The sequence below is a fragment of the Streptomyces sp. NPDC014801 genome, from assembly GCF_043082085.1.
In the GTDB taxonomy this organism is placed as follows: domain Bacteria; phylum Actinomycetota; class Actinomycetes; order Streptomycetales; family Streptomycetaceae; genus Streptomyces.
The window spans coordinates 39,374-64,012 of record NZ_JBIBXG010000011.1 but is presented as its reverse complement, the minus strand read 5'-3'; the positions used below and the strand labels follow the sequence as shown (position 1 = coordinate 64,012).

At 73.4% G+C, this 24,639-nt stretch carries 27 protein-coding genes; 11 read left to right on the top strand and 16 right to left on the bottom strand.

The genetic code is table 11. The annotated features are described in order from the left end of the window. Positions 1-45 precede the first annotated feature (45 nt). Complete coding sequence (locus ACF1AL_RS26150) at positions 46-456, bottom strand: hypothetical protein (RefSeq protein WP_391705660.1); 411 nt, start codon at positions 454-456, stop codon at positions 46-48. Between the two features lie 308 nt (positions 457-764). On the opposite strand from ACF1AL_RS26150, the gene ACF1AL_RS26145 reads away from it, so the two are divergent. Both ACF1AL_RS26145 and ACF1AL_RS26140 read left to right on the top strand, forming a co-directional pair. Further along, a complete protein-coding gene (locus tag ACF1AL_RS26145) occupies positions 765-1,148 on the top strand; it encodes a nuclear transport factor 2 family protein (protein ID WP_391705657.1) in 384 nt (127 codons plus the stop codon). A 72-nt stretch (positions 1,149-1,220) separates the two neighbouring features. After that, positions 1,221-1,508, top strand: coding sequence for a DUF1905 domain-containing protein (locus ACF1AL_RS26140; RefSeq protein WP_391705655.1), 288 nt, complete (start codon positions 1,221-1,223; stop codon positions 1,506-1,508). Between the two features lie 41 nt (positions 1,509-1,549). Here the strand turns inward: ACF1AL_RS26140 and mgrA are convergent, their stop codons facing one another. Continuing rightward, positions 1,550-2,542, bottom strand: coding sequence for an L-glyceraldehyde 3-phosphate reductase (gene mgrA, locus ACF1AL_RS26135; protein WP_386419592.1), 993 nt, complete (start codon positions 2,540-2,542; stop codon positions 1,550-1,552). 124 nt (positions 2,543-2,666) lie between these two features. Between mgrA and ACF1AL_RS26130 the strand changes: the two genes are divergently transcribed. After that, complete coding sequence (locus ACF1AL_RS26130; RefSeq protein WP_391827639.1) at positions 2,667-3,551, top strand: LysR substrate-binding domain-containing protein; 885 nt, start codon at positions 2,667-2,669, stop codon at positions 3,549-3,551. A gap of 101 nt (positions 3,552-3,652) precedes the next feature. After that, positions 3,653-4,162 (top strand): DinB family protein, encoded by a 510-nt coding sequence (locus tag ACF1AL_RS26125; RefSeq protein ID WP_391661292.1) that lies wholly within the window; start codon positions 3,653-3,655, stop codon positions 4,160-4,162. Here the strand turns inward: ACF1AL_RS26125 and ACF1AL_RS26120 are convergent. Next, complete coding sequence (locus ACF1AL_RS26120) at positions 4,150-5,214, bottom strand: adenosine deaminase (RefSeq protein WP_391827637.1); 1,065 nt, start codon at positions 5,212-5,214, stop codon at positions 4,150-4,152. The two genes, ACF1AL_RS26125 and ACF1AL_RS26120, sit on opposite strands and share 13 nt — an antisense overlap. 47 nt (positions 5,215-5,261) lie before the next feature. Continuing rightward, positions 5,262-5,654, bottom strand: a complete 393-nt coding sequence (locus ACF1AL_RS26115) for a VOC family protein (protein ID WP_391827635.1) — start codon at positions 5,652-5,654, stop codon at positions 5,262-5,264. 170 nt (positions 5,655-5,824) lie between these two features. Between ACF1AL_RS26115 and ACF1AL_RS26110 the strand changes: the two genes are divergently transcribed. Further along, complete coding sequence (locus tag ACF1AL_RS26110) at positions 5,825-6,265, top strand: pyridoxamine 5'-phosphate oxidase family protein (RefSeq protein WP_391705649.1); 441 nt, start codon at positions 5,825-5,827, stop codon at positions 6,263-6,265. A 125-nt stretch (positions 6,266-6,390) separates the two neighbouring features. Beyond that, on the top strand, positions 6,391-7,374 hold the full coding sequence (gene sph, locus ACF1AL_RS26105; protein ID WP_391827633.1) for a sphingomyelin phosphodiesterase: 984 nt from the start codon (positions 6,391-6,393) through the stop codon (positions 7,372-7,374). Between the two features lie 6 nt (positions 7,375-7,380). On the opposite strand, the gene ACF1AL_RS26100 is transcribed toward sph, so the two are convergent. The 9 genes from ACF1AL_RS26100 to ACF1AL_RS26060 form a co-directional block, all read right to left on the bottom strand. Next, the gene (locus ACF1AL_RS26100; protein WP_391827631.1) at positions 7,381-8,280 is read right to left on the bottom strand and encodes an aldo/keto reductase; all 900 of its coding nucleotides are present in this window, start codon (positions 8,278-8,280) and stop codon (positions 7,381-7,383) included. Positions 8,281-8,312: 32 nt separating this feature from the next. Next, on the bottom strand, positions 8,313-9,632 hold the full coding sequence (locus tag ACF1AL_RS26095; RefSeq protein ID WP_391827629.1) for an aldehyde dehydrogenase family protein: 1,320 nt from the start codon (positions 9,630-9,632) through the stop codon (positions 8,313-8,315). 80 nt (positions 9,633-9,712) lie between these two features. Further along, a complete protein-coding gene (locus ACF1AL_RS26090; protein WP_391827627.1) occupies positions 9,713-10,900 on the bottom strand; it encodes an RNA polymerase sigma factor in 1,188 nt (395 codons plus the stop codon). Continuing rightward, on the bottom strand, positions 10,897-11,250 hold the full coding sequence (locus tag ACF1AL_RS26085; RefSeq protein WP_366839894.1) for a YciI family protein: 354 nt from the start codon (positions 11,248-11,250) through the stop codon (positions 10,897-10,899). Before ACF1AL_RS26085 ends, ACF1AL_RS26090 begins: the two co-directional genes overlap by 4 nt. Positions 11,251-11,375: 125 nt before the next feature. Next, complete coding sequence (locus ACF1AL_RS26080; protein WP_391827625.1) at positions 11,376-12,551, bottom strand: hypothetical protein; 1,176 nt, start codon at positions 12,549-12,551, stop codon at positions 11,376-11,378. Positions 12,552-12,579: 28 nt separating this feature from the next. Beyond that, the gene (locus tag ACF1AL_RS26075) at positions 12,580-13,020 is read right to left on the bottom strand and encodes a peptidoglycan-binding protein (protein WP_391705630.1); all 441 of its coding nucleotides are present in this window, start codon (positions 13,018-13,020) and stop codon (positions 12,580-12,582) included. Positions 13,021-13,114: 94 nt separating this feature from the next. Beyond that, the gene (locus ACF1AL_RS26070) at positions 13,115-14,257 is read right to left on the bottom strand and encodes an LLM class flavin-dependent oxidoreductase (protein ID WP_391827623.1); all 1,143 of its coding nucleotides are present in this window, start codon (positions 14,255-14,257) and stop codon (positions 13,115-13,117) included. Between the two features lie 199 nt (positions 14,258-14,456). Continuing rightward, complete coding sequence (gene ssuE, locus ACF1AL_RS26065; RefSeq protein ID WP_366839849.1) at positions 14,457-15,011, bottom strand: NADPH-dependent FMN reductase; 555 nt, start codon at positions 15,009-15,011, stop codon at positions 14,457-14,459. A 320-nt stretch (positions 15,012-15,331) separates the two neighbouring features. Next, a complete protein-coding gene (locus ACF1AL_RS26060) occupies positions 15,332-15,409 on the bottom strand; it encodes a putative leader peptide (protein WP_352346049.1) in 78 nt (25 codons plus the stop codon). A gap of 177 nt (positions 15,410-15,586) precedes the next feature. Between ACF1AL_RS26060 and ACF1AL_RS26055 the strand changes: the two genes are divergently transcribed. Continuing rightward, on the top strand, positions 15,587-16,027 hold the full coding sequence (locus ACF1AL_RS26055; protein ID WP_366839850.1) for an SPW repeat protein: 441 nt from the start codon (positions 15,587-15,589) through the stop codon (positions 16,025-16,027). 134 nt (positions 16,028-16,161) lie between these two features. Here the strand turns inward: ACF1AL_RS26055 and ACF1AL_RS26050 are convergent, their stop codons facing one another. Continuing rightward, complete coding sequence (locus ACF1AL_RS26050; protein ID WP_391827621.1) at positions 16,162-17,616, bottom strand: hydrolase; 1,455 nt, start codon at positions 17,614-17,616, stop codon at positions 16,162-16,164. A gap of 241 nt (positions 17,617-17,857) precedes the next feature. On the opposite strand from ACF1AL_RS26050, the gene ACF1AL_RS26045 reads away from it, so the two are divergent. After that, positions 17,858-18,334, top strand: coding sequence for a nucleoside deaminase (locus ACF1AL_RS26045; protein ID WP_391661312.1), 477 nt, complete (start codon positions 17,858-17,860; stop codon positions 18,332-18,334). Positions 18,335-18,563: 229 nt separating this feature from the next. Here the strand turns inward: ACF1AL_RS26045 and ACF1AL_RS26040 are convergent, their stop codons facing one another. Continuing rightward, complete coding sequence (locus tag ACF1AL_RS26040; RefSeq protein ID WP_391827619.1) at positions 18,564-19,280, bottom strand: chaplin; 717 nt, start codon at positions 19,278-19,280, stop codon at positions 18,564-18,566. A 542-nt stretch (positions 19,281-19,822) separates the two neighbouring features. Between ACF1AL_RS26040 and ACF1AL_RS26035 the strand changes: the two genes are divergently transcribed. Further along, positions 19,823-21,424 (top strand): alpha/beta fold hydrolase, encoded by a 1,602-nt coding sequence (locus ACF1AL_RS26035; RefSeq protein WP_386419582.1) that lies wholly within the window; start codon positions 19,823-19,825, stop codon positions 21,422-21,424. A gap of 51 nt (positions 21,425-21,475) precedes the next feature. Here the strand turns inward: ACF1AL_RS26035 and ACF1AL_RS26030 are convergent, their stop codons facing one another. Then, entirely contained in the window at positions 21,476-22,252 is a 777-nt protein-coding gene (locus tag ACF1AL_RS26030) for an alpha/beta fold hydrolase (protein WP_391827617.1), read from the bottom strand. Positions 22,253-22,401: 149 nt separating this feature from the next. Here ACF1AL_RS26030 and ACF1AL_RS26025 point away from each other — a divergent pair, with 149 nt between their 5' ends. Beyond that, positions 22,402-23,496: a chemotaxis protein gene (locus ACF1AL_RS26025; protein ID WP_391705610.1), complete on the top strand. Its 1,095-nt coding sequence runs from the start codon at positions 22,402-22,404 to the stop codon at positions 23,494-23,496. Positions 23,497-23,597: 101 nt separating this feature from the next. Beyond that, positions 23,598-24,623, top strand: coding sequence for a Gfo/Idh/MocA family protein (locus ACF1AL_RS26020; RefSeq protein WP_391705607.1), 1,026 nt, complete (start codon positions 23,598-23,600; stop codon positions 24,621-24,623). The last annotated feature ends 16 nt before the right edge of the window (positions 24,624-24,639 follow it).

The following is a 24,639-nucleotide window of genomic DNA, read 5'->3' as shown; positions in this document are numbered from 1 at the left end:
GCCGTTCGAGTGACGAAGGGCGTCGCGCGGGCCGGGGACGGCGGGTCAGGCGACCGGCGCCACCAGCACCGGGGCGGCCCGCTGCATGCGCAGCGCGTCGACGGACTCGGCGAGCAGTTCGTACTCGGTGGTGTCGTCGCGGGCGGCGACCCGGATCAGCCGCCCGGCGGCCAGCGCGTCGGCGACCTGCTCCTGCCCCGCCAGGTCCGCGCACCAGGCGCGCAGCACGGCGGGCACGTCCGGAACGGTGTCGGCGACCGGCACCAGGGCGCTCGGCGGATAGGCGGCGCTCTGCGGGCTCGGGTCCAGCCGTTCGGCGATCCAGGAGGCCCGGTCGCGCAGCCACCACAGGGCGAGCGCCAGCGTGGGCGCCCGGTAGGTGCCGAGCGGTACGCCGATGCGCCGGCCGTCGCAGACCCCGTACGCCGTGACATGGCACAGGAATTCGTCGTGCACCGTCCCACTCCCCCGTCGGTCGCTCGCGCGCCGGGCCTCGCTTTCGGTGCGGCTCGTGTGCGGTGGACTACCGCACGTGTCCGAGTATGTTCACGGCTGAAACACTGTCACCATGACTTTCCGGCCAGTCTCCTGGCATATTCCGGGCCCTTACTGGCCGAAACGCAGCGGACGGTCCGGCCGGGCCTCCTTACCTCCGGGGTAATCGACCCCACCGGCCCGCTCGGGCACCGTGGAGTCACCGGATCGCACCGAGCCCCGGTCCGGGTTCCGACCAGGACGTACGACCTCGTGGAGGGTGATTCCCCATGTCCGTGACCACCGACCGCTACGACTCCGCCGTCGCCCGCTACTTCGAGGCCTGGAACGCCGACGGCGCCGAGGCCCGCGCCAAGGCGGTGGCCGCCGCCTGGACCGCCGACGGCTCCTACACCGACCCGCTCGCCTTCGTGCGCGGCCACGACGGCGTCGCCGCCCTGATCGCCGGCGTCCGCGAGCAGTTCCCGGGGTTCGTCTTCCGGCTGACCGGCGCGGTGGACGGGCACCACGACACGGCCCGCTTCTCGTGGGAGCTGGTGAGCGAGGCGGACGGCTCGGCGCCGGTGGCCGGCTCCGACGTGATCACCCTGGACGGCGAGGGCCGCATCCGTGCCGTTCTCGGCTTCCTGGACCGGGTGCCGGCCGGGGCCTGACCGGGCGGACCGATGAGTTCTCCGGCGGCCGGGGGTCCGCACTCGCAGGACCACCGACCGCCGGAGGACATCATGACCACGCACACCGCGCTGGACGCCGCCTTCACCGCCGTCCTGCGCAAGAGCCCGAGCAAGGGCGGCTGGACCTATCTGCTCTGGCCCGAATCGGTCGCCTTCTTCGGCACCCGCGGACTGGTGAAGGTGCGCGGGACCGTCGACGGCCACCCCTTCGAGAGCTCCTTCATGGCGCTCGGCGACGGCACCCACAAGCTCCCCGTCAAGGCCGACGTCCGCCGGGCCATCGGCAAGGAGGCGGGCGACACGGTGACCGTCCGGCTCACCGAGCGCCTCGGCCGCTGATCAGCCGCCGCAGCCGCCCGCGCGGCGCCCGGACGCGCGGTTCAGCCTTTGATCGCCGCGTCGATCCGGGCCAGCTCCTCGTCGTCGAAGGCGAGGTTGGCCGTGGCCGCGACGCTGTCCCGCAGCTGCTGCGGGCTGCTCGCGCCGACCAGCGCGGAGGTGACCCGGCCGCCGCGCAGCACCCACGCCAGCGCCATCTGGGCCAGCGACTGACCGCGGGAGGAGGCGATCTCGTTCAGCTCGCGCAGGCTCGCGACCAGGTCCGCGGTGACCGCGTCCCGCTGCAGGAACGGGCTGTCGCTCGCCGCCCGGGAGTCCTCCGGGATGCCGTCCAGGTAGCGGGCGGTGAGCAGGCCCTGCTCCAGCGGCGAGTAGGCGATCGAGCCGACCTGGAGCTCGTCGAGGGCGTCGAGCAGGCCGCTCTCCTCCGGGCGCCGGTCGAGCATCGAGTACCGCGGCTGGTGGATCAGCAGCGGAGTGCCGAGGTCGGCCAGGATGCGGGCGGCCTCACGGGTCTGCTCGGCCGAGTAGTTGGAGACGCCGACGTACAGCGCCTTGCCCTGCTGCACCGCCGAGTGCAGCGCGCCCATCGTCTCCTCCAGAGGAGTGTCCGGGTCGGGGCGGTGCGAGTAGAAGACGTCGACGTAGTCCAGGCCCATCCGCTTCAGGCTCTGGTCGAGGGAGGACAGCAGGTACTTGCGCGAGCCCCACTCGCCGTACGGCCCGGGCCACATCAGGTAGCCGGCCTTGGTGGAGATCACCAGCTCGTCCCGGTAGGCGGCGAAGTCCGCCTTCAGCGCCTCGCCGAGGGCCTCCTCGGCGGCGCCGGGCGGCGGGCCGTAGTTGTTGGCCAGGTCGAAATGGGTGACACCGAGGTCGAAGGCGGTGCGCAGGATGGCCCGCTGGGTCTCGGCCGGGCGGTCCGGGCCGAAGTTGTGCCACAATCCGAGCGACAGCGCCGGCAGTTTCAGGCCGCTGCGTCCGGTGCGCCGGTAGGGCATGTCCGCGTAACGGTCGGGATGTGCGGTGTACAACGCGACTCCATGAGGGGTAAGGCACGGTTTCCGGTGCGGGGAACCGGTACCCACTCTGGCCTGACCTGGGGGCAGTGGTCCAACAGAAGAATCCGATGGGATTCAGCGGTTAGGCTGCTCAATCATGGAACTGCGCCATCTCCAGCACTTCGTGGCCGTCGCCGAGGACCAGCACTTCACCCGGGCGGCCGAACGGCTGATGGTGTCCCAGTCCGGCCTGTCGGCGTCGATCCGCGCACTGGAGCGGGAGTTGCAGACCCCGCTGTTCGTGCGCACCACCCGCCGGGTCACCCTCACCGAGGCCGGGCGCGCCCTGCTGCGCGAGGCCGAGCGGATCCTGGCCGGGGTACGGGCCGCGCACGAGGCGGTCGCCGCGGTCCAGGGCGTACTGCGCGGCACGCTGGCCCTGGGCACCGAGCAGTGCATCGCCGGGGTGAACGTGGCCGGGCTGCTCGCGGCCTTCCGGCGGCGGCATCCGGACGTCGAGATCCGGCTGCGGCAGACCGGCTCGGGCGCGCTCGCCGAGGAGGTCGCGGCCGGGCGCCTGGACTGCGCGTTCGCCTACCGCACCCAGGCCGACAGCGACCAGCTGCGCTCGGTGGCGCTGGCCGGCGAGCCGATGACGGTGCTGTGCCATCCCACGCACCGGCTGGCCGTCACCGGCGCCCCGGTCACGCTCGACGACCTCGGCGGCGAGGTCTTCGTCGACTTCCACCCCGACTGGGGCCCGCGCCGCGCCACCGACGCCGCCTTCACCGCGGACGGGGTGCGGCGCACGGTCGCGCTGGAGGTCAACGACGTGCACAGCCTGCTGGACCTGGTCGACGAGAACCTCGGGATCGCCGTCGTGCCGCGCCACTTCCGCCACAAGCGCCCGTCCCTGACCGCCCTCCCGGTCAAGGGCGCGGACCGCCCCGCCTACGAGACGGTGGCCCTGCTGCCGCCCGCCCAGTCCACCAGCCCGGCGGCCAGGGCCCTGATGGCGCTGCGGGAGACGTACGGCGCGTGATCCCGAGGGACGCACACGGGCGACCGCCTACCCGGCCTGCCCGGCGCACGGTGATCCGCGAACAGGGGGCGCCGCGGCTCCGGCTGCGCGATGGTGGTCGTATGCATGCGAAGGACATCCTCATCGACGGCATCGGCCGCATCCGGGAAGAAGTCCATGCCGTGGTCGAGGGGCTGGGCCCGGACGAGCTCAACGCCCGCCCCTCCGCCGACGCCAATTCCATCGCCTGGCTGGTGTGGCACCTCACCCGCGTCCAGGACGACCACATCGCGGACGCCTTCGACCTCGACCAGGTGTGGCTGACCCAGGACTGGGAGAAGCGGTTCGGCCTCGGCCTGCCGCGCCGGGACACCGGGTACGGTCACACCTCCGCGAAGGTCGGCAAGGTCCGCGTCGACTCCCCCGACCTGCTCACCGGCTACTACGACGCCGTGCACGAGCAGACCCTGTCCGCCTTGCGCTCCCTCGCCGCCAAGGACCTGGAGCGCATCGTGGACGAGCGCTGGGACCCGCCGGTCACCCTCGGGGTGCGCCTGGTGAGCGTCCTGTCCGACGATCTGCAGCACGTCGGACAGGCCGCCTACGTCCGCGGGCTGCTTCAGAGCGCGTAGCCCGGCAGGACGACGTCCTCGATGAGGGCCTTGCGCTCGTCGAACGGGATGAACGCGCTCTTGAGGGCGTTGACCGTGACGGTGCGCAGGTCCGCGAGCGTCCAGCCGGCCTGCTCGACCAGCAGGGACATCTCGCGGGTCATCGTGGTGCCCGACACCAGCCGGTTGTCGGTGTTCAGGGTGACCCGGAAGCCGAGGTCCTTCAGCGCGGTGATCGGGTGCTCGGCTATGGAGGTGGCGCAGCCGGTCTGCAGGTTGGACGTCGGGCACATCTCCAGCGCGATCCGCCGGTCGCGGATCCAGGAGGCGAGGCGGCCCAGCTTGCCGTCGACGATGTCCTCGGTGATCCGCACGCCGTGCCCGATGCGCTGCGCGCCGCAGACCTGGAGGGCCTGGTGGATGCTGGGCAGGCCATGCGCCTCGCCGGCGTGGATGGTGAACGGCACGCTCTCGCGGCGCAGGTGCTCGAAGGCGGCGAGGTGGTCGGCGGGCGGGAAGCCGTCCTCGGCGCCGGCGATGTCGAAGCCGACGACACCGGCGTCGCGGTAGGCGACGGCCAGGTCCGCGGCCTCGCCCACCCGGTCGAACATCCGCATGCCGCACAGCAGGGTGCCGACCCGCACGGGCGTGCCGGCGGCGGCCGCCTTGGCCATACCGGCGGCGAGACCCTCCTGGACGGTCTCCACGACCTCGCTCATGGCCAGCCCGCCCCGCGTGTTCAGCTCGGGGGCGTAGCGCACCTCGGCGTAGACGATGCCGTCGGCGGCGAGGTCGAGGACGTATTCCTCGGCGGTGCGCAGCAGGCCCTCGCGGGTCTGCATCACGGCGAGGGTGTGCTCGAAGGTGGCGATGTAGCGGACCAGGTCACCGGAGTTGGCGGCGTCGTAGTACCAGGCGGCCAGTTCCTCGGGGTCGGTGGTGGGCAGGGTGTGCCCGACCTCGGCGGCCAGCTCCACGACGGTGGCGGGGCGCAGGCCGCCGTCGAGGTGGTCGTGCAGGACGGCCTTCGGGAGGCGGCGGATCACATCGGCGTCTACGCGCGTAGCGTTCATGGTGTGTCTTTCGTCGAGCGGGGTGGTTCGGGGGTGGCGGCGCGGGGTCAGCCAGCGGGCTGGAGGAGGTCCCAGCGGTTGCCGTAGAGGTCCTGGAAGACGGCGACCGTGCCGTAGGGCTCGTGCCGCGGCTGCTCCAGGAAGGTCACGCCGGCGGCCGTCATCCGGGCGTGGTCGCGGGCGAAGTCGTCGGTGTGCAGGAAGAAGCCGACGCGCCCGCCGGCCTGGTCGCCGACGCGGGCCGCCTGGTCCTCGCCCTTGGCCCGGGCCAGCAGCAGCCCGGTCCCCGAGGTGCCGGCGCCGGGCTCGACGACGACCCAGCGGGAGCCGTCGGGGCGCGGGGCGTCCTCGGCGAGACGGAACCCGAGGGCCTCGGTGTAGAAGCGGACCGCCTCGTCGTAGTCGTCGACGACGAGGGTGACCAGGGCGATGCGTCTCATCGGAACCTTCCGTGCGGGGGGTTAGCGGGAGAGGTTATACGTAAAACGTGTGGGACGCCAGTCCTGGGCTGGAGGCCTGTTCGCCGGCGTCTCGGACGTACGACGAAGGCCGCATCCCGGCCGGGACCGGGCCGAGGCGGCGCTCCCGGCCGGGGGCCGGCGTCGCCGGCATGAAGATCACGGACGAGCCGCGGGACGCGGCCCGGCGCAAGGGGGACGTGCTGGCGCGGCTGGGGCGCGAACGGGACGTGTGGGTGGCGTCGGCGGACGCCGACGGGATCCCGTGCCTGGTGGCGCTCTGGTTCGCCCGGGACGGCGAATCCTTCTGGCTGTCGACCCGGGCGGCCAACCCCACCGGCCGCGATCTGCACCACGGCCGGCGTGCCCGGCCGGCGCTCGGCGACACGCAGGACGTCGTGCTCGTCGACGGGGACGTGGAGACGTACCGCAAGCTGTTCGTCGAGGCGCTCGGCCTCCCCCTGGAGGGTGCAGGCGACTGCTACTGGTCCGGCGTGCGGGCACGAGCTGCTGCACGAGGCCCGCACCCACTCATGGGGCCAGACAGTGGCCCGACCCTCACAGCGGACGGCTTGATCGTCGGAACCTCCTGAAGCGAATGCCCGGGCTGATCGCCGCCCGGAGGCCATCCTCCGCCCTCCCAGGGGTTACCCGGCGGTAATTCCCGGTGGTTTGATGTGCCGCGCCACTCAACGCCCCTCACCCACAGGGAGATCCAGTGACGCCACCCGCACCGCGCCGCACCCTGGGCGCAGCCGTGCTCGCCCTCGCCCTCCCCGCCGCCGCACTGGCCGGCGCGGCGCCCGCGGCCGCGGCCGACCCCGCGCCGAAGCTGAGGGTGCTGACGTACAACACGTTCCTCATGAGCCGGAACCTGTACCCGAATTGGGGTCAGGACCACCGCGCCGCCGCGATCGCGAAGGCGTCCTTCTTCCAGGGCAACGACGTCGTGGTGCTGCAGGAGGCGTTCGACAACTCGGCCTCGGACGCGCTGAAGAGCGCCGCCGCCGGCGCGTACCCCTACCAGACGCCCGTGGTGGGGCGGGGCAAGGACGGCTGGGACGCGACCGGCGGCGCGTACAGCGCGACGACGCCGGAGGACGGCGGGGTCACCGTGCTCAGCAAGTGGCCTGTCCTGCGCAAGGAGCAGTACGTCTACCGGGACGCCTGCGGGGCGGACTGGTGGTCGAACAAGGGCTTCGCGTACGTGGTGCTGAACGTGAACGGCACCAAGGTGCACGTCGTCGGCACGCACGCGCAGTCGACCGACCCGGGCTGCGACCCGGGCGAGGCGGCGGCCCTGCGCAGCCGGCAGTTCAAGGCGATCGACGCCTTCCTCGACGCCAAGAACATCCCGGCGAACGAGGAGGTGCTGGTCGCCGGGGACATGAACGTGGACTCGCGCAGCGCCGAGTACGGCTCGATGCTCGGCGACGCGGGGCTCGTCGGGGCGGACGCGCGCACCGGGCACCCGTACTCCTTCGACACCCAGGAGAACTCCGTCGCCCGCTACCGCTACCCGGACGATCCGCGCGAGGACCTGGACTTCGTCCTGTTCCGCGCGGGTCACGTCCGCCCCGCGGTGTGGAAGAACGAGGTGGTCAAGGAGGAGTCGGCGCCCTGGACGGTGTCGAGCTGGGGCACCGACTACACGTACACGAACCTCTCCGACCACTACCCGGTGACGGCCTACGCGGGCTGAACGGCCTCAGCGGGCACGCTCGTTGCCCAGCCGTGCGAGCTCGTCGTCCGTGAGGCGCAGGGCGCCCGCCGCCACGTTCTCGGCGAGGTGGGCGGGGTTGCCGGTGCCGGGGATGGCGAGCACGTGCGGGCCCTGGTGCAGGGTCCAGGCGAGCCGGATCTGCGCCGGGCTCGCGCCGTGGGCGCGGGCGATGTCGAGCACCGCGTCGTCGTGCGCGGTGGTCGCGCCCTGTTCGGCGGCCTCGCCGGCGACGGCGTAGAACGGGACGAAGGCGATGCCCTGTTCGCCGCACAGGCGCAGGAGTTCCTCGCTCGCGGGGGTGCGGTGGTCGATCCCGTAGCGGTTCTGCACGGCCACCACGGGGGCGATGGCCTGCGCCTCGGCGAGATGGCGCGGCTCGACGTTGGACAGGCCCAGGTGGCGGATCAGGCCGGCGTCGCGCAGCGCGGCGAGGGCGCCGAAGTGCTCGCCGACGGACTCCTGGCTCATCCTGCGCAGGTAGACCAGGTCGAGGTGGTCGCGGCCGAGCTGGCGCAGGTTCTCCTCGACGTGCCCGCGCAGCTCCTCGGGCCGGGCGGAGGTGCCCCACTCCCCCGTGTAGGTGCGGAACGGGCCGACCTTGGCGGCGATCACCAGGTCGTCCGGGTACGGCGCGAGGGCGCTGTTGATCAGTTCGTTCGCCGAGCGCAGGGAGGAGAAGTAGAACGCGGCCGTGTCGATGTGGTCGACGCCGAGCTCCCTCGCCCGGCGCAGCACCGCGATCGCCCGGTCGCGGTCGCTGGGGGTGCCGTGGTGGAAGGCGGCACTGCCCGTCAGCCGCATCGCGCCGAGGCCGACGCGGCTGACGGTGAGGTCGCCGAGAGTCCAGGTGCCCGCGTGCTCGGCGGTGATCGTTTCCGTGGTCATCGGCGGATCCTATCCGTGCGGTGGGGCGGTGCTCAGGCGAGCGGCTTGTCCAGGACGGCCTTGCGGTGGCTGAAGGTCTCCAGGGACCAGCGGCCGTGGTAGTTGCCCATGCCGCTCTCGCCGACGCCGCCGAACGGCAGGTCGGGGACGGTGAGATGGGCGAGCGGCAGACCGTAGCCGAGTCCTCCGGAGGAGGTCTCGGCGGCGAAGCGGCGCCGGGTGTCGTCGGACGCGGAGAAGACGTAGAGGGCGAGGGGCTTGTCGCGGTCGGTCACGAAGGCGATCGCCTCGTCGAGGCCGTCGACGGTCACGATCGGCAGGATCGGCCCGAAGATCTCCTCCTGCATGACGGGCGCCTTCGGATCGACGTCGGCGAGGACGGTCGGCGCGATGTACTTCGCGGCCCGGTCGCTGCCGCCACCGGTGACCACGCGGCCGGAGTCGAGCAGGGCGGTGAGCCGGTCGAAGTGGCGCTCGTTGACAATGCGGCTGTAGTGCGGGGCGGTGCGCGGGTCGGGTCCGTAGACCTTCTCCACGGCGGCGGCGAGGGCCGGTTCGAGGGCGGCGGCCGTGGCGGGGTCGGTCAGGACGTAGTCGGGGGCGACGCAGGTCTGCCCGGCGTTGAGGAACTTGCCGCGCACCAGCCGGTCGGCCACGACGTCGAGGTCGGTGCCGGCGTCGACGAACGCCGGTGACTTGCCGCCGAGTTCGAGGGTGACCGGGGTGAGGTGCTCGGCGGCGGCGCGCATGACGATCCGGCCGACGGTGCCGTTGCCGGTGTAGAAGATGTGGTCGAACCGCTCGGCGAGCAGGGCCGTGGTCTCGGGGACCCCGCCCTCGACGACGGCGACGGCCTCGGTGTCGAGGTGGGCGGGCAGCAGCCGGGCCAGCGCGGCCGAGGTGGCGGGGGCCAGTTCGCTGGGCTTGACGACGACGGCGTTGCCGGCGGCGAGGGCGCCGACGAGCGGGGCGAGCAGAAGCTGCGCGGGGTAGTTCCAGGGCGCGATGACGAGGACGACGCCGAGGGGGTCGGCCTGCGTCCAGGCGGTGGCGTCGGCACCGAGGTGGGCCGGGACGGGGGCGGGCTCGGGGCGCAGCCAGGCGTCGAGGTGGTCGAGGGTGTGGTCGATCTCCCGGACCGTGAAGTCGATCTCCGTGCGGTAGGCCTCGGGCTCGCTCTTGCCGAGGTCGGCGTGGAGGGCGGCGGCCAGTTCGGCGCCCTGCTCGGTGAGCATCGCGCGCAGGGCGTGCAGCTGGGCGGTGCGCCAGGCGACGGGCCGGGTGCGGCCGGTGCGGAAGGTCGCGCGCAGCCGGGCGACGGTGGCGGCGATCTGCTCGGGGTTCTGGTTCACGGTTCCTCCTGAAGGTTGATGCAAATGCCAACCTTTCAGGTTCTGCAATGAATTCCCGGGGCGTGCGAGGGTGATCCACCTCACCCGGCCAGCGCTCGCCGGCGGCGCTCCAGATGACCGCGCTCGGCCGGGCCCGGGTCGAGCGCGAGCGCCCGGTCGTAGGCCTCGACGGCCTCCGCGGTGCGCCCCAGCCGGCGCAGCAGTTCGGCACGTACGGCGTGCAGGACGTAATAACCGTCCAGGTCCAGCGCGTCGACCAGGACCAGGGCCGGCCCGGGGCCCTCCGTCTCGGCCACCGCGACCGCGCGGTTGAGGGCGACGACCGGGCTCGGCGTGAGGGCCATGAGGTGGTCGTACAGCTGGAGGATCTGGTCCCAGTCGGTGTCCTGCGCGGTCGGCGCGTCGCTGTGCACGGCGTTGATCGCGGCCTGGATCTGGTACGGCCCGGGCCGGCCCCGGCGCAGGCAGCGACGGACCAGTTCCTGCCCCTCCACGACCAGCGCGCGGTCCCAGCGGGAGCGGTCCTGCTCCGGCAGCGGGATCAGGGCGCCGGAGGCGTCGGTGCGGGCCGGGCGGCGCGACTCGGTGAGCAGCATCAGCGCGAGCAGGCCGAGGACCTCGGGTTCGTCCGGCATCAGGTCGGCCAGGAGCCGGCCGAGCCGTACGGCCTCGGCGCACAGTTCGGGGTCGCCCGTGAGGCCCTCGTTGTAGATCAGGTACACCACGGCCAGCACCCCGCGCAGCCGTTCCGGCAGGTCCGCGTCCCGGGGTACGCGGTAGGGGATGCGGGCGTCGCGGATCTTGGCCTTGGCGCGGACGAGACGCTGGGCCATGGTCGGTTCGGGCACGAGGAAGGCGCGGGCGATCCGGTCGGTGCCGAGCCCGCCGAGCAGCCGCAGGGTGAGGGCGACCTGGGCCGGGGTGGCGAGCGCGGGGTGGCAGCAGGTGAAGATCAGGCGGAGCCGGTCGTCGCGCACGGGTCCCTCCTCGGCGGGCGGGTCGGGGGCGTACAGCCGGGCCGCCTCGGCGTGCCGGGCGTCGCGGCCGGCCTCGCGGCGCAGCCGGTCGATGGCGCGCCGGCGGGCGGTGGTGATGATCCATCCGGCGGGGCTCGGCGGCACGCCCCGCTCCGGCCAGGTCCGCAGGGCGGTGGTGAAGGCGTCCTGGACCGCTTCCTCGGCGAGGTCGATGTCGCCGAGGAAGCGGACGAGGACGGCGACCGCGCGACCGTACTCGGCGCGGAAGACGGCCTCGACGTCGGCGGTCATCCGTCCGCTTCGCCCATGAAGGGGCGCACCTCGATCGGCAGGGTCGTGGCCAGGGCGGCCTTGCGGCCCCATGCCAGGGCCGCGTCCAGGTCGGGCGCCTTGATCAGGCAGATCCCGCCGAGGTGCTCCTTGCCCTCGGCGTACGGCCCGTCGGTGATCAGCACGTCGCCGGCCTTCGGCCGCAGGACGGTCGCGGACTCCGGCCCGTGCAGTCCCCCGGCGAACACCCAGGCCCCGGCCTCGCGCAGTTCCCGGTGGAAGACCTCCAGGTTGCGGCCGATCCCGGCCAGCACCTCGGGCGCGGGCGGCTCGCCGGCCGGCTGCATCACGCTGAGCAGGTAGTACTTCATGACGGCCTCCTCGGCCTCGTCGGGTTCTTCCACCTCCTACACGAACGGCACCCGCCCGGATCGACACCCGGCCGACCGGAGCGCAGAAAAATCCCGCGCACGACTCCGGCCGCGCGCGGGACCGCTCAGTGCACCGAACCGCCGGCTCCGGGGGCGGCCCGGCCGTCGGGGGCCTCCTCGAGGTCGTCGTCCGGGGCGGCGCCGGTCCGCGCGCCGGACGGTGCGGCGGTGGGGTGGCCCACCTCGGACAGCGTCATCTGGGCGCGGTCGTCGACCAGCCGGGTCACCACCTGCTGGGCGGCGCCGAAGACCGCGGCCCAGGCGAGGACCTGCGCCCGGCTGTCGAGGTCGCTGAGCCCGGGGACGAACGCGCCCCGGATCAGCAGCACGCCGAGGAAGCCGGACAGCGCGCCGGTGGGGAACTTCAGCACGGTCGAGGCGAGCGGCAGCATGTACGGGGCGCTGGTGCCCCGGATGCGCCGCAGGGAGGCGATCACCGTGAGGGCGGCGCCGGCCAGTCCGGCGATCTCCACGCAGAGGATGTCCTGCGGCTGGGCCAAGTCGCTGGGCACCACGCTCGGGCTGCGGCCCTTGTAGTCCGCGCTGGGGCAGACGATGTCGATCGTGTCGCTGCCGACGGGGCCGTTGCGGGGCGCGAAGCACAGGCTGAGCGACTGGGGGAAGACCCAGCCGTAGATCGCGAGGCAGGCCACACCGATCAGCACGGCGAAGGTGGCGGCCCACAGGATGTTGCGCAGGCTGCGGACGCGGGCGAGTTCGGCGTCCAGCGCCTTGTAGGAGCTGTCGAGCGTCCCGGCCATCAGCTCGCGGTCGCTCGGGGTCATCTCCCCGGCCAGGATGGGCCGCAGGCGCTTGGCGAGCCTGGCCCGCCGCGGGTCGCGGCGGTCCAGGTGGCGTTCGGCCATCGCCATGACCTCGTCGACCCGGCCCACGGCCTCGTCGTCGGAGACCAGCCGCAGGAGCAGCACCTCGGCGGTGCGCAGGTTGGACCAGACACCTTCGCGGGCCGTGGAGCCGGACCAGGGCCGCCGCCAGCCGAAGGTCTCGTGGGCGGCCGCGCCGGCGGCCCGCAGATGGGCGCGGGTGCCTTCGATGAGGACCCGTCGGTCCTCGGAAGGGGGCTTCGCCTCCTCACGGGCGAGCTGGACGTCGAGGTGGGCGAGCTGGGTCAGGGCCCGTGCGCGCCAGGGGGATCGGGGCGGCCGCGGGTGCGCCGCGGCGGCCAGCCGCCGGCGGGTACGGGCCCAGGGGTTGTCCCCGGCCGCCGCGGAGGTGACCATGGCGGCTCCTCGCCGGGCGGGCGACGGGCTAGTCGTTCACGGGCAGGGCGGGCACGTGCAGCTTCTCCCAACTGGTGCGGCCGGGGGTGCCGTCCGCGTCGGAGCCGCTGAAGCCGAGCTTGCGCTGCCACATCGCGTACGACTTCCGGTCCGCCTCGCTCCACTGGAAGTCGGGTCCGTCCGCGTACGCCGAGCAGCCCTCGTCGATCAGACGCCAGCCCATGACCTCGATGATGGGGCTGCTCACGGACGGCTGGAAGAAGTCCTTTCCGGGGAAGGGCTCGTCGTCGAACACGGGATTCGGGGTGGGCGCGGACACCCGGATCCGCTGCCTCGGGTGGATGATGTCGGGATTCGTGATCTGGGGATTCCAGTTCAGGATCTGGGCCAGGCTCACATGGAACCGGGCCGCGATGGCGGAGAGCGTGTCGCCCTCCCTTACCACGTAGAACTCCGGTGTCTGGGTCATACCGTCATCCTAGTGACAAACCGGTCATCTCTCGACTCAAGTCCCGTGGCGCGACGGCAAGTTGAACGTTCCTCGATTGACCGTTCACCGAAATTCAGCTCGCGAACGGCACCTGCGCCGCGGCCGCCGGCTCCGGGTGCAGCGGATGCCGCCACACTCCCTCGGCCGCCAGCCGGGGCAGCACCCCCTCCCCGAACCAGTACGCCTCCTCCAGATGCGGATAGCCGGACAGCACGAACTCCTCGATGCCCAGGGCCGCGTACTCCTGGATGCGCGCGGCGACCTCGTCGTGGCTGCCGACGAGGGCGGTGCCCGCGCCGCCGCGCACCAGACCGACGCCGGCCCACAGATTGGGGTGGATCTCCAGCCCGTCCCGGCCGCCGCCGTGCAGGGCGAGCATGCGCCGCTGCCCCTCCGACTCGCTGCGGGCCAGCCCGGCCTGCACCGCCCGCACCGTCTCCGGGTCGAAGCCCGCGAGCAGCCGGTCCGCCTCGGCCCAGGCCTGCGCGGAGGTGTCGCGGGTGATGACGTGCAGCCGGATGCCGAACCGCAGGGTGCGGCCGTGCCGGGCGGCGAGCTCGCGCACCCGGGCGATCTTCTCGGCGACCTGCGCGGGCGGCTCGCCCCAGGTGAGGTAGACGTCGACGTGCCGGGCGGCGACCTCCAGCGCGGCGGGTGAGGAGCCGCCGAAGTACACCTGAGGCACCGGGTCGGGCAGCCGGGCGAGCGTCGCGTCCTCGACGCGCAGGTGGGCACCGTCGTGATCGACGCTCTTGCCCTCCCACAGTCCCCGCACGATCTCCAGGAACTCGCCGGTACGGCGGTAGCGGGCGTCCTTGTCGAGGAAGTCGCCGTAGGCGCGCTGCTCGTGGCTCTCGCCGCCGGTGACGACATTGAGCAGCAGCCGACCGCCGGTGTGCCGCTGGAAGGTGGACGCCATCTGCGCGGCGAGCGTCGGGGAGAGGAAGCCCGGGCGGAAGGCGACGAGGAACTTCAGCCGCTCGGTGTGCCGGCTGACCATGGCGGTGGTCAGCCAGGCGTCCTCGCACCACGCCCCGGTCGGGGTGAGCGCGCCCTCGAAGCCGAGGTCCTCGGCGGCGCGGGCGATCTGGCTCAGATAGCCGACCGTGGGCGGCCGGTCCCGGCCGGAGGCGGTGGCCGGCGTGCCGTGCCCACCGCCGACGACGTCACGGCTGTCGCCGTTGGTGGGCAGGAACCAGTGGAAGGTGAGGGACACGGGGGGGGCTCCGTTCACGAGGGTCGGGGAGGAGCAACGGGGGGGCGGCGGACCAGCGCACCGACGGACCGGCAGACCGGCAGACCGGCGGACGACGGACCGCGGACGGCGTTCTCGGGGCCCGCCGGGCGGGGCGGCCGGGGTGCCGGGAGGCGCGGGACCGTACGGCGGGTCGCGCGCCTCGGTCAGCCGGCCGCGGTCAGCTCGCCGCGGCCAGGACCGGGCTGCGCCCCAGGGCCGCGGCGAACTGGTCGACGATCTGCTCCAGGGCCTCGGCGGTGGCCGGCGCGACGGTCACCGAGCCGTCCTCGCGGACGGTGATGTCCCGGTCGAGGGTGAACCAGCCGGGGACGATGTGCGCGGCGCCCATGGAGTTGAGCACCGGGCGCAGCGCGTAGTCGAGGGCCAGCACATGGGCGGTGCTGCCGCCGGTGGCCAGCGGCAGCACGGTCTTGCCGGTGAGCGCGTACTGCGGGAGCAGGTCCAGCAGCGCCTTGAGCACGCCGGAGTACGCCGCCTTGTAGACGGGCGTGCCGACGACGACCCCGTCGGCCCGGGCGAACAGCTCGGTGGCCTCGACGATCGCGGGGTGCCGGAAGTCGGCGCCGAGCAGGGCCTCGGCGGGGATGGTGCGTACGTCGAGCGGGACGACCTCGTGGCCCTGCGCGGTCAGCCGCTGGTCGAGGTGGCGCACGAGGCGCGCGGTGCGGGAGGTGGCGGAGGGGCTGCCGGAGACGGACAGGACGGTGGCCATGGGTCCTCTTTCTTACGGAACTCCGCGGGGCGGAGCGGCGGGTGTGCGCGGGCAGGAGGCTGCGCGCACGGGCAGCGCGTGGGGGCGTGAGAGAAGGTGGCGCGGGGACAAGGGTGCGAGCGCGCGGGCACGCGGCACAGGTGACTGGCGCCGGAACGGGAAGGCGGGCAGGCCGATCACCGCGGGCGGCAAGGTGCCCGGCGGGCGGCATACGGCGGGACGCCGGGTTCACGTCGGGCAGCAGCAGGGTCGCACGGCGGGCCGCGGACGGCGGAGCGCCCGACTCAGGCGGCGGTGGGGTGAAGAGACGCGGCGCGGAGTCAGGCCGCGGGGCGACAGGAGGCGCTGGAGACGCGCGCGAGGTCGACGTGGCGTCGCCGCGTGAGGTCCAGTCGCATGGTCATGCCATGGATCGTGGCAGTCGCGCACGAGGACCGTCAAGGACAACCCGGCCGGTTCTCGTATCGCGGACCCCCGCGAGGGCGCGCCCGCTCACCGGCCAACCCCCCTGCGACCTCTACACATAAGGGTCATATAAGCGCAGAATGGACCCAGCCAGTCGAAGGAGACGAGCCATGGCCAACCTCTCGCACAGCCGGGGTGACATCACCACTCACCCTGATGTCTCCGAGATGCGGGCACGCTACGCCCGCATGCTCGGCGGTCGTGATGTGGCGCTCGTGGACGGACCGGTGTTCCTGCTCGGCCTGTACTGCGCCGTGTCGCCGTGGGTGGTCCACTACACGACCAGCCAGCCCCCGCTCGTGACGCACAACCTGATCATCGGCATCGCGATCGGCCTTCTGGCCCTCGGCTTCACCCGTGCCCCCGAGCGCATGTACGGCCTGAGCTGGGCCATGTGCGCACTGGGCATCTGGATGATCATCGCTCCGTGGGTCGTCGGCAGCAGCCCGGACGCGGGCGTGGTGGTGAACAACATCATCATCGGCGCCCTGGCGCTGGTCCTGGGCATGCTGTGCGCCGGCACGGCGGCGAGGAGCGCGCCCAGGCCATGACACCCCGCAAGGGTCACGGAAGAGGTGACGGAAGAGGAAGGTGACGGAACAGGGCCTGCCCGCACGATGCGGGCAGGCCCCTCGCGTGCCGGCGTACGTACCTCCCTCGGGGTGTCCGTACGACTCCCGGGCGATCAGGCGACGTTGAGTGCCGTGTCGTCGATGACGAAGGACGTCTCCAGGGTGGACCCCTCGGTGCCGGTGAACTTGATCGTGACCGTCTGGCCCGCGTAGCCCGCGAGGCTGAAGCTGCGCTGGGTCCAGCCGCTCGCCGCGTTCAGGTTCGAGTAGGTCGCGAGCGTGGACAGCACCGTGCCGCTGCTGTCGAGGACCTGCGCCTTGAGCGTGTCGTACGCCGTCGTCGTGGTCGTCTCGGCGGTGTCGACGTGGAGGTAGAAGCTGAGGGTGGCGCTGGTGCAGCCGGCGGGTATGGTCACCGACTGGGCGAGCGTATCGGTGTGGGCCGCGCCGTAGCCGTTCAGCCAGGCCTTGTAGGAGCCGGTGCGGGCGGCCTCGCCGGTGTCGTTGCTGATGACGCCGCTGGAGGCGGTCCAGGCGGTGGCGCCGGACTCGAAGCCGGGGTTGGCCAGCAGCTGGGCGGCCGTGCAGGTGCCGCCGCCCCCGGTCCCGCCGCCGGTGGAGCCGCTCGCGCCGGCGAGCCACGCGGTGGCGTTCAGGGCGAGCGCGGCGTTGGTGGCGCTGGTGTCGTTCCAGCCGTCGTAGAGGGTGTTGCCGGACTGGCCCGTGCCGTCGTCGACGGGCGAGCTGTCGCCCCAGAAGGCGACCCGGCCGCTGCCGAAGGTCGACGTGGCGAAGAAGGCGCCGGTGGTACCGGAGTAACCGGTGCGGTACAGCAGGCCCTTGACGTTCGGGTTGTCGGCGGGCTTGAGCGTCGCGGTGGTCCCGCTGGCGATGAGGCTCTTGGTGACGGTGCCGAAGGAGCCGTGCAGCACGGGGTCGCCGGCGTCGCCGATCGCGGCCGGGTGGTCCGAGCTGATGCTCAGCGCGTCGATGGAGAAGCCGAACGGGTCGGTGGAGTCGACGCTGTTGTTGGTCATCAGGTCGTTGAGGATCTCGACCGCGTCCTCGCCGTCGTTGTTGCGGTCGGCCCCCGTGTGGTCGGAGATCATGAACAGTCCGCCGCCGTTCTTGACGAAGTTCATGATCGCCGTCTTCTCGGCGCTGGTGAAGAGGGTGTTGGGCTCGGGCAGCACCAGCGTGTCGAAGTTCTTCAGGTCGGTGGCCGAGGTGCCGCCGTAACTCAGGCCGGAGCCCGACGGCAGCGTCTTCAGGCTGTAGTCGCCGGTCTTCTGCAGGGCGACGCCCCAGGAGGACAGGGCGCCGGTCCAGTCCGTCTCGGCGGACGGGGTGGAGTCCTGCCCGAGCGGGTCGGGCTGACTGGTGGAGATGATCCAGTCCGCGTTGCCGGCCGTCTCGGCGTGGGCGTTGTCGAACAGGACGCGGTGGGGGGTGGCCGCGTGCGCCGGGGTGGCGGTGGCCCCGGTCTGGAGCGCGGCTCCGGTGAGACACAGACCGAGAGCGGCGAGGACGGTGGTGACCGTGCGGCGGGGTCTGGTGGATCCAGGCATCCGGCGAACCTCCGGGTGAGGGGGGAGAGAAGGCGGTGCGGGCGCCGATTCTGCGCGCGTAGAGAACGGGTCGAGCGGGAGTGTTCTACACGCGTGGAGACGGTTGAAAGGTACATGGCATGACGCCGAGGTGAACAGACCGGGCGCTCCCCCGATCGCCCCGGCCGGCCACGCGCCGGGCCCCGGGAACGCTCTCTAGGCTGGGCCGCGGTCGGTCACGTCGTCGGGAAGGTCGTACGCCATGGTCAGGGAAACCGAGTTGCCGTATCTGCGTCGCTGCGTGGAACTGGCCCGGACGGCGCTGGAGGAGGGCGACGAGCCCTTCGGTTCCGTCCTGGTCGGCGCGGACGGGAAGGTGCTCGCCGAGGACCGCAACCGGGTCGCGGGCGGCGACCGCACCCGGCACCCCGAGTTCGAGCTGGCCCGGTGGGCCGCGGACCACATGACGCCGCAGGAGCGGGCGGACGCCACGGTGTACACCTCCGGCGAACACTGCCCCATGTGCGCCGCCGCGCACGGCTGGGTCGGGCTCGGCCGGATCGTGTACGCCGTCTCGTCGGCGCAGTTGGGCGGCTGGCTTAAGGAGTTGCGGGTGCCGGCGCCGCCGGTGCGCATGCTGTCCGTGCGGGAGGTCGCGCCGGGCGTGACGGTCGAGGGACCGGTGCCGGAACTGGCGGAGGAGGTCCGGGCGCTGCACGTCCGGTTCCACCAGGGGTGACGGTCCGTCGGGAGCGGCACCGCCGTTCACCTGCCGGCGGCCGGGCGGGCCGGTGCGGTGGTCCGCCCACCGCGGCCGAGTCGGGCGGGCCGCCTACCCCGGCCGAGTCGGGTGGTCCGCCTACCCCGGCCGAATCGGGCCGTCCGCCTACCCCGGCCGAGTCGGGCGGCCCGCCCCCCGCGGCCGGAGCCTGGTGGGGCACCCGGCCGCGGTGGGGTCACCGCCCCGGTCAGTGTTCCGTCTGCGGGCGGAAGCGCCGGTAGAGGGCGGCACCGCCGAGGATCAGGGCCGCGCTGCCGACGGCGGCGGGCAGGTCCAGGTCCGCGCCCGTGTGCGCGAGGGACATGACGGTCTGCTGCCGCGGGGTGTGCGGGGCGGGGTGGTGCTGCGGGGGCGTGACCGGCCGGGGGGTGGGCCGCTCGGCGCCGGGGGCCGGGTGGTCGCCGGAGTGGTTCACGGACGTGTTGCCGGTGGCCGGATTGCCGACGCCGACGACGTCGACGCTGTTGCCGCTGACGTTCACCGGCAGGTCGACGGGGAGCTGGAGGCCGTCGCCGGAGAGGACCCCGGGGGACCCGGCCGTCTCACCGGCGGCCGTCGCCCCGCCGGACGTCACGGAGCCGGAGCCGTGACCGGAGCGCGCGGCGGCCGGGCCCGCGGAGCCGGACCGGGCCGCCGTGGAGGCGCCCGCCGCCGAGGTGTCGCCGGAGGTGTTCGCGCAGTGGTTGCCCGCCGCCGGGTTGAGGACGCCGGCCACGCTCATCGTGTTGCCGCACACGTTCACCGGCACGTGCACCGGGAGCTGGAGGGTGTTGCCGGAGAGCACCCCGGGCGAGCCGGCCGCGCCGGCGTCCGCTCCGGAGTAGGCGTACGCCGCCCCCGTCACCGCCATCGCGCCGGAAGCGGCGGCGACGGCGATCAGACCGTTTCGGGTCACCCGTTTCATGGGGTCCCTGCCTTCCAGACATGGTCGCGGGCACGCGCCCGCACCGACTGACACGCAAGTCAACGACCCGGGCGAGGGCGTATGGGACGTTCATGGTTTCTTCACCCCATCGAGCGGCATGGTTGTCGAACAAGCGGTAAAGCCGCCCGGACGCGACATCCCGGTCAGGGAGCCGCCGACCGGGACGCGGAGCGGAGGGGCCGCAGGGGCATGGCGACGGGGGGAAGGGCGTCGCGAAGGCGAGAGTGCGTGGCCGAAGCGGGCGGGCGGGGCCGAAACGGGGCGCATGCCGGAAGCGGGGCGCCGGGGGCGTACGGCTCCTCCCGCCGGCAGGGCAGCGCAAGGCACCTCCCGCCTGCCCGCGACCGGCAGCGCAAGGCACCTCCCGCCTGCCCGCGACCCGCAGCGTAAGGCACCTCCCGCCCATCCGCAGCGCGCGCCTCCCGGCGGCCTCCTGGCGAACGGGCGGGTGCCGCGAGGGCCGCTTATGGTGAGCGAGGGCGCCGATTCCGGTCCGCGACGGGGCGCCCTGGGAGGCATGGATGCTGTCCGAGCGGTCAACGCGGTCCGCGGCGATACGCCGCTGCGCGCTCTCCGGAGCCCTCGGGCTCGCCCTGCTGGGCGCCGGGGTGCCGGCGGCGCGTGCCGGGACCCAGCCCGACCTGAGCCGGTTCTACCAGCAGAAGATCACCTGGGGCCGCTGCCAGGGCGACGGGATGCCCCGGGACCTGCAGTGCGGGAAGATCACCGTCCCGCTCGACTACGCCCACCCCACGGCCGGCACCCTCGATCTGGCCCTGGCCCGCTACCGGGCGACCGGCGACAAGCGCGGCTCGGTGGTGCTGAACTTCGGCGGTCCGGGCGGCCCGGGCGTCCCCCAGCTCGCCGAGGGCGGCAAGGACTTCATGGGGCTCACCAACGGCTATGACGTGGTGACGTTCGATCCGCGCGGTGTCGGCCGCTCCTCCCCCGTGAGCTGCGGCGAGGGCGAGGACGACGCGCTGGCGGCGACCGCGGGCGAGGACGGGCTGGCCGATCCGCGGGCCGCGCTGGAGCAGCTGCGCCGGGCGGCCGCGGCCTGCGTCCGGCACTCGGGTCCGGTGCTGCGGCACATCGGCACGGTGAACGCGGCGCGGGACCTGGACGTGATGCGCGCGGCCCTCGGCGACAAGAAGCTCAACTACCTCGGCTTCTCCTACGGCACCCGGCTGGGCGCGGTGTACGCGGCGGAGTTCCCCCACAAGGTGGGCCGGATGGCGCTGGACGGCGTGGACACGCTCACCGAGCCGCTGACCGAGCAGGGCATCGCCGGGGCGCAGGGGCAGCAGGTGGCCCTGGAGGACTTCGTCGACTGGTGTGTGCAGGACATCGCGTGCCCGCTCGGCCGGGACGCGCGCTCGGGCCGCGAGCAGGTCGTGAAGCTGATCCGCTCGATGGACGAGGACCCGGTGCCGAGCGACTTCGGCAAGCCCTTCACCGGCCAGGATCTGGTGACCGCGATCGCGCAGGCGCTGTACAGCACGAAGCTGTGGCCCTCGCTGGAGCGGGCGCTGGCCGAGCTGGTCGAGGACGGCGACCCCAGCGGTGTCCTGGGCTTCACGTCCGGCGGCTTCGCCCCGCCCGTGCGGCGCACCGCGGGGGATCACCCCGGCGGCGGCCAGGGCAACAGCGGTCTCACGGACGCCGAGGACGTGCCGCTGGACAACCTCCCGGCGGCGCTGATGGCGATCAACTGCGCCGACGACCCCGACCGTCCGTCCGCCGAGCGGATCACGGCGGACCTGGACCGGCTGCGCGCCGCCTACGAGCAGGCCTCCCCCGTCTTCGGCCGGTTCCGGCTGACGCAGGTGCTGATGTGCTACGGCCGGCCCAAGGGCACCGACTTCGTCCGCGAGCGGGTGAAGGACCTCGGCTCGGCGCGGATGCTGCTCGTCGGCACGCGGGGCGACCCGGCGACGCCGTACCGCTGGACGGTGGAGACCGCCGCCCGGCTCGGCTCGTCGGCCGTGGTGCTGGACAACCGGGGCGACGGCCACACCGGGTACGCGTCGTCCAAGTGCGTGCACCGCAAGGTCGACGACTTCCTGCTGTACGGCACGCTCCCGCCGAGCGGCAGTTCCTGCGGGGAGGACGAGGAGGACTGACGTCCCCCTGTCCGTGCCGTACGGGAGCGGCGTCCGGTGCGGTCCGCCCCCTCAGGCCGCCGCGAGGAACCGGTCGATCGCCCGGGTCACCTCCCGTGGCTTCTCCAGGGGCAGTTCGTGCCCGGCGTCGATGAGGCGGACCACGGCGTCCGGGTAGGCCGTGGCCATGCGCAGCATCTGCGCGACGGGCAGCTGCACGTCGTGGGTGCCGTGCACGATCAGGGTGGGCGTACGGATCTCGCCGACGCGGTCGAGGACGTCGAAGGCGCGCATGGCGCCGTAGAGGGTCATGACGACCTCGCGCGGGGTGGCGGCGGAGGCCGCGATGTGCCGGCGGATCTCCTCGCGCGGATGGCCGGGGGCGAAGGCCCGCTGGATGTTGGCGGCGACGAAGAGGCGGTACGGCACGAGCGTGGAGGCCGCCATCAGCAGGCCGCGGGCCCGGCTGTAGGTCATGCGGCTGATGGAGCCGACGAGCACCAGCCGCTCGACCCGCGCGGGGTGGGCCAGGGCGATGGTCTGCGCGATCATGCCGCCCATGGAGTGGCCGACGAGGACGCAGCGCTCCACCGCGAGATGGTCGAGCAGCGCGAGGACGTCGTCGGCGAGCGCGGCGATGGTGGGGACGCCCGCTCCGTCGCTGTCGCCGTGTCCGCGCAGGTCGAGCCGGATCACCCGGCGCCGCTCGGCGAAGTGCGCGAACGGATGGTCCCAGCGGTGCCGGTCGGCGGTCCAGCCGTGCACGAACACCAGCGGCACCAGGTCGCCGTCGCGGGGACCCTCGTCGTCGTACGTCAGTGTCGCGCCGTCGACTGCGAGCTGCGGCATGGGCGTCTCCTGGGAGCGGTGCGGTTACTGGCGGGTAGCGTAGCCGTCCGCGAGGCGCGCGTCACCGCCGTACCGACGGAGGATCTCCCGCCCGCGTCACCACCATTACCCCAAATGCCCGATACGTGAATCGGCCCTATGGTGCTGTCATGGAGCACGCACTCAGCCCAGCAACTCTCGCCGAACTGCGCCGACCGCGCCCGTATCCGGCGGTGTCCGTGCTGACGCCGACGCACCGCCGCGAACCCGACAACACCCAGGACCGGGTCCGGCTGCGCAATGTCGTGGCCGAGGCCAAGCGCCGGCTGGAGACCGATCCGGCGGTCAGCCGGGAGCGGCGCGCCGAGGTCGCGCGCGAGCTCGACCGGGCCCTGGCCGAAGTGGACCTCACCCACTCCGAGGACGGGCTGGTGATCTTCGCCGCTCCCGGTGAGCACCAGGTGTGGTCGCTCGCCCGCCCGGTGCCCGAACGCGTGGTGCTCTCGGACACCTTCCTCACCCGCAACCTGGTCTCGGCACAGGCCGCCGACCGGCCGTTCTGGGTGCTGTCGGTCTCCGCCGACCGCGTCACGCTGTGGAGCGGCGGCCACGACCGGGTGGCCGAGGAGCACGTCGGCGGCTTCCCGCGCGTGCGCAGCCGGGAGAACTTCGACTCCGAGCGCCAGGAACGCATCGGCGACCTGCCCAGCACGTTCCGCGACGAGGGCACCCGCCAATTCCTGCGCGAGGCGGACACGGCGATGACCGAGGTGCTGCGCGACGCTCCCCGGCCGGTGTACGTCACCGGCGAGCAGGCGGCGCTGTCCCTGTTCGACGACGTCGGCACGGTCGCCAAGTGCGCGGTGCACATCCGGCACGGCGGCCTCGCGCACGCCTCCCCGGAGGCGGTGTGGCAGGCCGTGCGGCCGGTCGTGGCCGAGCAGGAGCGGCAGACGGCCGACTCCGTCGCCCGGGAACTCGAAGCGGCCCGCGGGCGGCGGGCGTTCGCGGCGGGCCTGGACGAGATCTGGCGCAGCGCCCGCGAGGCCCGGGTGCGGCTGCTCGCCGTCGAGGAGAACTACCAGGTCACGGTCCGCGACGTCGGCGACCATCTGGAACCCGCGGCGGGCGACGAGCTCGACGCGCGGGAGGACATCGTCGACGAGATCGTCGAGCAGTGCCTGGAGACCGGCGCCGACGTGCGGTTCGTCCCCGACGGCTCGCTGGGCGACTCGGACGGCATCGCGGGCGTCCTGCGGTTCTGAGCGGCCCCTCCGCTCCCCCGGGCGGCCTTGACGGCCGTGACACCCTGGGTCGCGTGCGCCGCCGGGCGTGCGCACGCGACCGGGGAAGGAGCCGAGGAGCCGTGGCAGAACCGCTGGGTGTCGCCGTGCTGGGCGCCGGACACATGGGTGCCGACCACATACGCCGTCTGGACCGGGTGGTGAGCGGGGCGCGGGTCGCCGCCGTGGCCGACCCGGACACCGGGCGTGCGAAGGAGGCGGCCGCCGGGATCGACGGGGTGAGCGTGCACGCGGACGCCGAGGCGGCGCTGGACGCACCGGGTGTGGCCGCGGTGCTGATCGCCTCCCCGGGGCCGGCCCACGAGGAGGCGCTGCTCGCGGCGTTCGCGCGCGGGCTGCCGGTGCTGTGCGAGAAGCCGATGGTGCCGGACTCGGCGGGCGCGCTGCGGGTGGTCGAGGCGGAGGCCCGGCTCGGCCGGCGCCTCGCGCAGATCGGCTTCATGCGCCGCTACGACGCCGAGTACCAGCGGCTGAAGTCGCTGCTGGACGGCGGGACGCTGGGCCGGCCGCTGATGCTGCACTGCGTGCACCGCAACGTCTCCTCCCCGCCCGGCTTCACCAGCGCCATGCTGGTCAACAGCTCCGTCTCGCACGAGATCGACGCCGCGCGCTGGCTGCTCGGACAGGAGCTGACCGCGGTGACCGTGCTGCGCCCCCGCCCCTCGGCGGGCGCCCCGCAGGGCCTGGCCGACCCGCAGTTCGTGCTGTTCGAGACCGAGCGGGGCGCGCTGGTGGACGTCGAGGTCTTCGTCAACTGCGGCTTCGGCTACCAGGTGCGGTGCGAGGCCGTGTGCGAGGCGGGCAGCGCGCGGATCGGCGAGGAGCGCGGCACGGTGGTCACCACCGGCGGCACCGCGGGAGTCGAGGTGCCGCAGGACTACCTGGTGCGGTTCGCGGACGCCTACGACCGCGAGGTCCAGGCCTGGGTCGACGCCACCCGCGCGGGCCGGGTCGCCGGCCCCGGCGCCTGGGACGGCTACGCGGCCTCGGTGGTCGCCGAGGCCGGGGTGCGCTCACTGGAGGACGGCGGGCGGGTGGCCGTCGGCCTCGCCCCGCGCCCGGCGCTGTACGACACGGTCAGCCGCTGACGCCGGGCGCGCCGCT

What these genes read in the sequence shown, in the direction of transcription:
- ACF1AL_RS26145 (WP_391705657.1), top strand. Translation starts at nt 765, where the DNA reads ATGTCCGTGACCACCGACCGCTACGACTCCGCCGTCGCCCGCTACTTC.
- ACF1AL_RS26140 (WP_391705655.1), top strand. Translation starts at nt 1,221, where the DNA reads ATGACCACGCACACCGCGCTGGACGCCGCCTTCACCGCCGTCCTGCGC.
- ACF1AL_RS26130 (WP_391827639.1), top strand. Translation starts at nt 2,667, where the DNA reads ATGGAACTGCGCCATCTCCAGCACTTCGTGGCCGTCGCCGAGGACCAG.
- ACF1AL_RS26125 (WP_391661292.1), top strand. Translation starts at nt 3,653, where the DNA reads ATGCATGCGAAGGACATCCTCATCGACGGCATCGGCCGCATCCGGGAA.
- ACF1AL_RS26120 (WP_391827637.1), bottom strand. Translation starts at nt 5,214, where the DNA reads ATGAACGCTACGCGCGTAGACGCCGATGTGATCCGCCGCCTCCCGAAG.
- ACF1AL_RS26115 (WP_391827635.1), bottom strand. Translation starts at nt 5,654, where the DNA reads ATGAGACGCATCGCCCTGGTCACCCTCGTCGTCGACGACTACGACGAG.
- ACF1AL_RS26110 (WP_391705649.1), top strand. Translation starts at nt 5,825, where the DNA reads ATGAAGATCACGGACGAGCCGCGGGACGCGGCCCGGCGCAAGGGGGAC.
- ACF1AL_RS26100 (WP_391827631.1), bottom strand. Translation starts at nt 8,280, where the DNA reads ATGACCACGGAAACGATCACCGCCGAGCACGCGGGCACCTGGACTCTC.
- ACF1AL_RS26090 (WP_391827627.1), bottom strand. Translation starts at nt 10,900, where the DNA reads ATGACCGCCGACGTCGAGGCCGTCTTCCGCGCCGAGTACGGTCGCGCG.
- ACF1AL_RS26085 (WP_366839894.1), bottom strand. Translation starts at nt 11,250, where the DNA reads ATGAAGTACTACCTGCTCAGCGTGATGCAGCCGGCCGGCGAGCCGCCC.
- ACF1AL_RS26080 (WP_391827625.1), bottom strand. Translation starts at nt 12,551, where the DNA reads ATGGTCACCTCCGCGGCGGCCGGGGACAACCCCTGGGCCCGTACCCGC.
- ACF1AL_RS26075 (WP_391705630.1), bottom strand. Translation starts at nt 13,020, where the DNA reads ATGACCCAGACACCGGAGTTCTACGTGGTAAGGGAGGGCGACACGCTC.
- ssuE (WP_366839849.1), bottom strand. Translation starts at nt 15,011, where the DNA reads ATGGCCACCGTCCTGTCCGTCTCCGGCAGCCCCTCCGCCACCTCCCGC.
- ACF1AL_RS26060 (WP_352346049.1), bottom strand. Translation starts at nt 15,409, where the DNA reads ATGCGACTGGACCTCACGCGGCGACGCCACGTCGACCTCGCGCGCGTC.
- ACF1AL_RS26055 (WP_366839850.1), top strand. Translation starts at nt 15,587, where the DNA reads ATGGCCAACCTCTCGCACAGCCGGGGTGACATCACCACTCACCCTGAT.
- ACF1AL_RS26050 (WP_391827621.1), bottom strand. Translation starts at nt 17,616, where the DNA reads ATGCCTGGATCCACCAGACCCCGCCGCACGGTCACCACCGTCCTCGCC.
- ACF1AL_RS26045 (WP_391661312.1), top strand. Translation starts at nt 17,858, where the DNA reads ATGGTCAGGGAAACCGAGTTGCCGTATCTGCGTCGCTGCGTGGAACTG.
- ACF1AL_RS26040 (WP_391827619.1), bottom strand. Translation starts at nt 19,280, where the DNA reads ATGAAACGGGTGACCCGAAACGGTCTGATCGCCGTCGCCGCCGCTTCC.
- ACF1AL_RS26035 (WP_386419582.1), top strand. Translation starts at nt 19,823, where the DNA reads ATGCTGTCCGAGCGGTCAACGCGGTCCGCGGCGATACGCCGCTGCGCG.
- ACF1AL_RS26030 (WP_391827617.1), bottom strand. Translation starts at nt 22,252, where the DNA reads ATGCCGCAGCTCGCAGTCGACGGCGCGACACTGACGTACGACGACGAG.
- ACF1AL_RS26025 (WP_391705610.1), top strand. Translation starts at nt 22,402, where the DNA reads ATGGAGCACGCACTCAGCCCAGCAACTCTCGCCGAACTGCGCCGACCG.